Raw genomic sequence first — 4,106 nt, 5'->3', positions numbered from 1 at the left:
AGCCTCTTCCAGAGGCGGTTAAAGTGGCAATCGCAGTAGGCCTTGAACGAAGTGAGGCCAGCGCCTTGAGACGCAGCCAGCAACAGGGGCTTATAGCCCCAGAGAAAACCACCCGTTCGACGGGTGGTTTTTATTTTCACGGCCTTGCCGCTGTTTTCTGCAAAAGTGGCGGGGCTGTTGGTTTTCTGGTATGATACTTGCGTTTAGTCACAAGGAGATGCCAAAATGTCTGATCAATTGATCACCGCCGTATCCAAAGATGGGGCCTTCCGCGTGTTTGCGGTCGATGCCTCAGACACAATTGCTGAAGCCCAGCGCCGCCATGACACTTGGAGTGCCGCCAGCGCCGCGTTGGGGCGCACCATGGTGGCCACGCTGCTGCTTTCAGCCGCGGGGCTCAAAGGGGATAATGACCTTCTGACCGTGCGGCTGAAAGGGGATGGCCCGGTCGGCGCAATTGTCGTCGATGGAACCAGTCACGGGAGCGTGCGCGGCTACATCGAGCAGCCTCACGTGACGCTGCCGCTGAACGTGGTCGGCAAGATCGACGTCGCCCGTGCGGTGGGCAGCCGCGGTCTGCTGGCGGTCACCAAGGACCTGGGGTTCGGCCAGCCATTTACCGGCCAAGTGCCGCTGGTGTCCGGTGAGCTGGGTGAGGATTTTGCCTATTATCTGACTCAATCTGAGCAGATTCCATCGGCAGTTGGGCTGTCGGTGTTCGTCAACGCGGACAACACCATCCAGGTGGCCGGCGGGTTCATGATCCAGGCGCTGCCGGGTGCCACCCAGGCGGAAATCGCGTCAGTCGAGACCACGGTCAAGACGCTGCCACTGACTTCAGAAATGCTGCGCCAGGGGCTGACCCCGACTGAGATCGCGACGCGGGCGATAGGCAATGTTGCCATCGACGTGCTTTCAACCAAGCCCGTCAGTTTTGAATGCACGTGCAGCAAGGCTCATTTTGGCCGGATCATTAAGACCTTGAGCCGCCATGAGTTGACCACGATGATCGAGGAAGACCACGGCGCCGAGGCCGTCTGCAAGTTTTGCGGGCGCAAGTACCAGTATTCCGAAGCAGAATTAAGGGCATTTTTAAAGGAAAAGGATGAAGATAATGGCAACTGATTCACTGAGCTGGAAAATCGGCGACATCACGATTCCTAATCGCGTGGTTGTCGCGCCAATGGCGGGCATCACCAACGCGGCGTTTCGCGTGACGGCCAAGGAATTTGGCGCGGGGCTGGTCGTGTGCGAAATGATCTCCGACCGCGGCATTATGTACCACAACAAGAAGACGCTGAGCATGCTGTTTGTGGACCCGCGCGAACATCCGATCTCGATTCAGATTTTTGGTGGCAATAAAGAAAATCTGGTGAACGCGGCTAAGTTTATCGACCAAAATACCGAGGCCGACATTATTGACATCAACATGGGCTGCCCGGTGCCCAAGGTCACCAAAACAGATTCTGGTGCCCACTGGCTGCTGGACCCGAACAAGATCTATGAAATGGTTGCGGCCGTGGTCGACGCGGTGCATAAGCCGGTGACGGTCAAGATGAGGACCGGTTGGGATGATGATCATATTTACGCGGTGGAAAATGCCTTGGCCGCTGAACGTGCTGGCGCATCGGCGCTAGCCATGCATGGGCGGACACGTGAACAGTTATACCGCGGCCATGCGGATTGGGACATCCTCAAGGAAGTCAAGCACCAGTTGCATATTCCGTTCATGGGCAATGGTGACGTGCGCTCGCCGCAGGACGCCAAGCGAATGCTGGACGAAGTGGGCGCGGATGCGGTTATGATCGGCCGGGCCGCGCTGGGTAATCCTTGGATGCTGCGCGGCGTGGAGACTTATCTGCGCACTGGTGAGCTGATTCCTGAACCGACGCCGCGTGAGAAGATTGAAACCGCAAAGTTGCAGCTTCACCGCCTGGTGGAGCTCAAAGGTGAGCATCTGGCCGTGCGGGAGTTCCGCAGTCAGGCCGCCTACTACTTGAAGGGCATTCCGCGGGCCGCACGCACCAAGGCCGCGGCCATGAGTGTGGACACTGAGCAAGAGGTAGACGATATATTTGACCGCTTTGTCGAAGAGACCGAAGCCCGCGATAAGGCGCAAGCAGCCGGCTAGCCGGTTGCTTTTTTACTGCGACATTGGCAAAATGGCTAAGGACAACGACAGGAGGAAAACATGGCTAAAGACACAGAAATGAACGATCAGATGCGCGCTCGTCGGCAGAAGATGGACGCGCTGCGCGAAAACGGGATCGATCCGTTCGGACACCGCTTCGACCGGACCCATCTGGCCAAGCAGCTTCACGATCAGTTTGATGACACCGATAAGGATAATCTGGCAAAAACGCCGGTTGAGGTCACCATCGCCGGGCGCATGATGGCCAAGCGCGGCAAGGGTAAGGTGGGATTTGCTGACCTGCGTGACCGCTCGGGCCGCATTCAGATTTACGTGCGCAAAGACGTGGTCGGGGAAGAAAACTATCAGATATTTAAAAAGGCTGACCTCGGCGACTTTTTGGGGATCGCCGGTGACATGATGAAAACCGATGCTGGTGAGCTGACCGTCCGGGCGACCCACCTGACTTTTCTGAGCAAGGCGCTGCGGCCCTTGCCCGACAAGTACCACGGCCTGACCAATGTTGAGCAGATCTACCGGCAGCGGTACCTTGATCTGATTGCCAACCCGGACAGCTACGATCGCTTCGTCAAGCGCTCGCACATTGTCACGGCAGTGCGTCAGTATTTGGATCGTAACGATTTTCTGGAAGTGGAAACACCAGTACTGCACACTTCTGCCGGTGGGGCGTCGGCGCGCCCGTTCATCACGCATCACAATGCGCTGGACATCGACCTGTACCTGCGAATCGCCCTGGAGCTGCACCTGAAGCGCCTGATTGTTGGGGGGATGGAGCGCGTTTACGAAATCGGCCGCGTGTTCCGGAACGAAGGCCTGGACACCAAGCACAACCCGGAGTTTACCGAGCTGGAAACCTACGCTGCATACTGGGACCTGTCCGATGTCATGGAAGAAACTGAAGGTCTGTTTCGCTTTGTTGCCAACCAAGTCCTGGGTACGGGCCAGTTTACCTACCAGGGCCAGGCCGTTGACTTGGATGCGGCGTTTGCGCGCAAGCATATGGTCGATGCAATCAAGGAAACCACTGGGGTGGATTTCTGGCAGCCGATGAGTACCGAGGACGCGCGTAAGCTGGCCGACGAAAAAGGGGTTCACTACGAGCCGTTTTGGCAGACTGGGCATATCATCAATGCGTTTTTTGAGGAGTTCGTTGAGCCGACTTTGACCCAGCCGACATTTATTTACGGCCACCCGATCGAGATCTCGCCACTGGCCAAGAAGAGTCAAAAGGACCCGCGGTTCGTGGATCGCTTTGAGCTGTTTATCCACGGCAACGAGTACGGCAACGCCTTTACTGAGTTGAATGATCCAATCGATCAACGTGCGCGGTTTGAAGCGCAGGCGGCCGAGAAGGCTTCCGGCAATGACGAGGCCCAGCCGATTGACGAGGACTACATTGAAGCTTTGGAGTATGGCATGCCGCCAACTGGTGGTCTAGGGATCGGTATCGATCGCCTAGTCATGTTGTTGACAGACGCCGCCTCCATTCGCGATGTGTTACTATTTCCAACGATGCGTCCATAGTGAGAAATTAAAGCCGCCTTTCAGCGGCTTTTTGTTTTGCGCGGGGTCTAAATAACTCCGGATAAAGCACAGCTGAGGAGTGAGGATTCGTTCTAAAACTCTAACGATTGGAAGAAGGCTGTCGGCGCTTGTTCGTGATTGTGAAAAAGATACGAAATTTGTTGACGCTCTGTGGTGTGGCTGATATGATAAATAGCGTCGTTGAGGCAATCAGCACGATTGCAGCCGGCCTTCAGCCAAAGCATTTGGTTGACAGCCTATGAGCAATCTGATATGATTTCAGAGTTGCCTTTTGGACAAGGTAGTCCTTTGAAAACTGAACAAAGTTTCGTAAATGTGATAGGGCTTTTCAATGAAAGTTGAAAAGAATTAATTAACATGAGCGAAGTCAATTCGCAATAAACAACAAATCGAGCTATTCAAATAACTC

The 4,106-nt window shown here is 55.3% G+C and carries 4 protein-coding genes; all 4 read left to right on the top strand.

The features are described from left to right. A partial coding sequence (locus JUE30_RS11080; protein ID WP_203624872.1) for a hypothetical protein occupies positions 1-194 on the top strand: 194 nt, incomplete at its 5' end. Positions 195-225: 31 nt separating this feature from the next. Next, positions 226-1,125, top strand: a complete 900-nt coding sequence (gene hslO, locus JUE30_RS11075) for an Hsp33 family molecular chaperone HslO (RefSeq protein ID WP_203624871.1) — start codon at positions 226-228, stop codon at positions 1,123-1,125. Next, positions 1,115-2,131, top strand: a complete 1,017-nt coding sequence (gene dusB / locus JUE30_RS11070; protein ID WP_125757814.1) for a tRNA dihydrouridine synthase DusB — start codon at positions 1,115-1,117, stop codon at positions 2,129-2,131. The genes hslO and dusB overlap by 11 nt, the downstream gene beginning before the upstream one ends. 60 nt (positions 2,132-2,191) lie before the next feature. Next, entirely contained in the window at positions 2,192-3,676 is a 1,485-nt protein-coding gene (gene lysS / locus JUE30_RS11065) for a lysine--tRNA ligase (RefSeq protein WP_203624870.1), read from the top strand. Positions 3,677-4,106 lie beyond the last annotated feature (430 nt).

Origin of the sequence: Lacticaseibacillus sp. 866-1, from assembly GCF_016861825.1 — a bacterium.
Lineage (GTDB): Bacteria > Bacillota > Bacilli > Lactobacillales > Lactobacillaceae > Lacticaseibacillus.
This window is presented reverse-complemented; position numbering and strand designations above follow the sequence as displayed.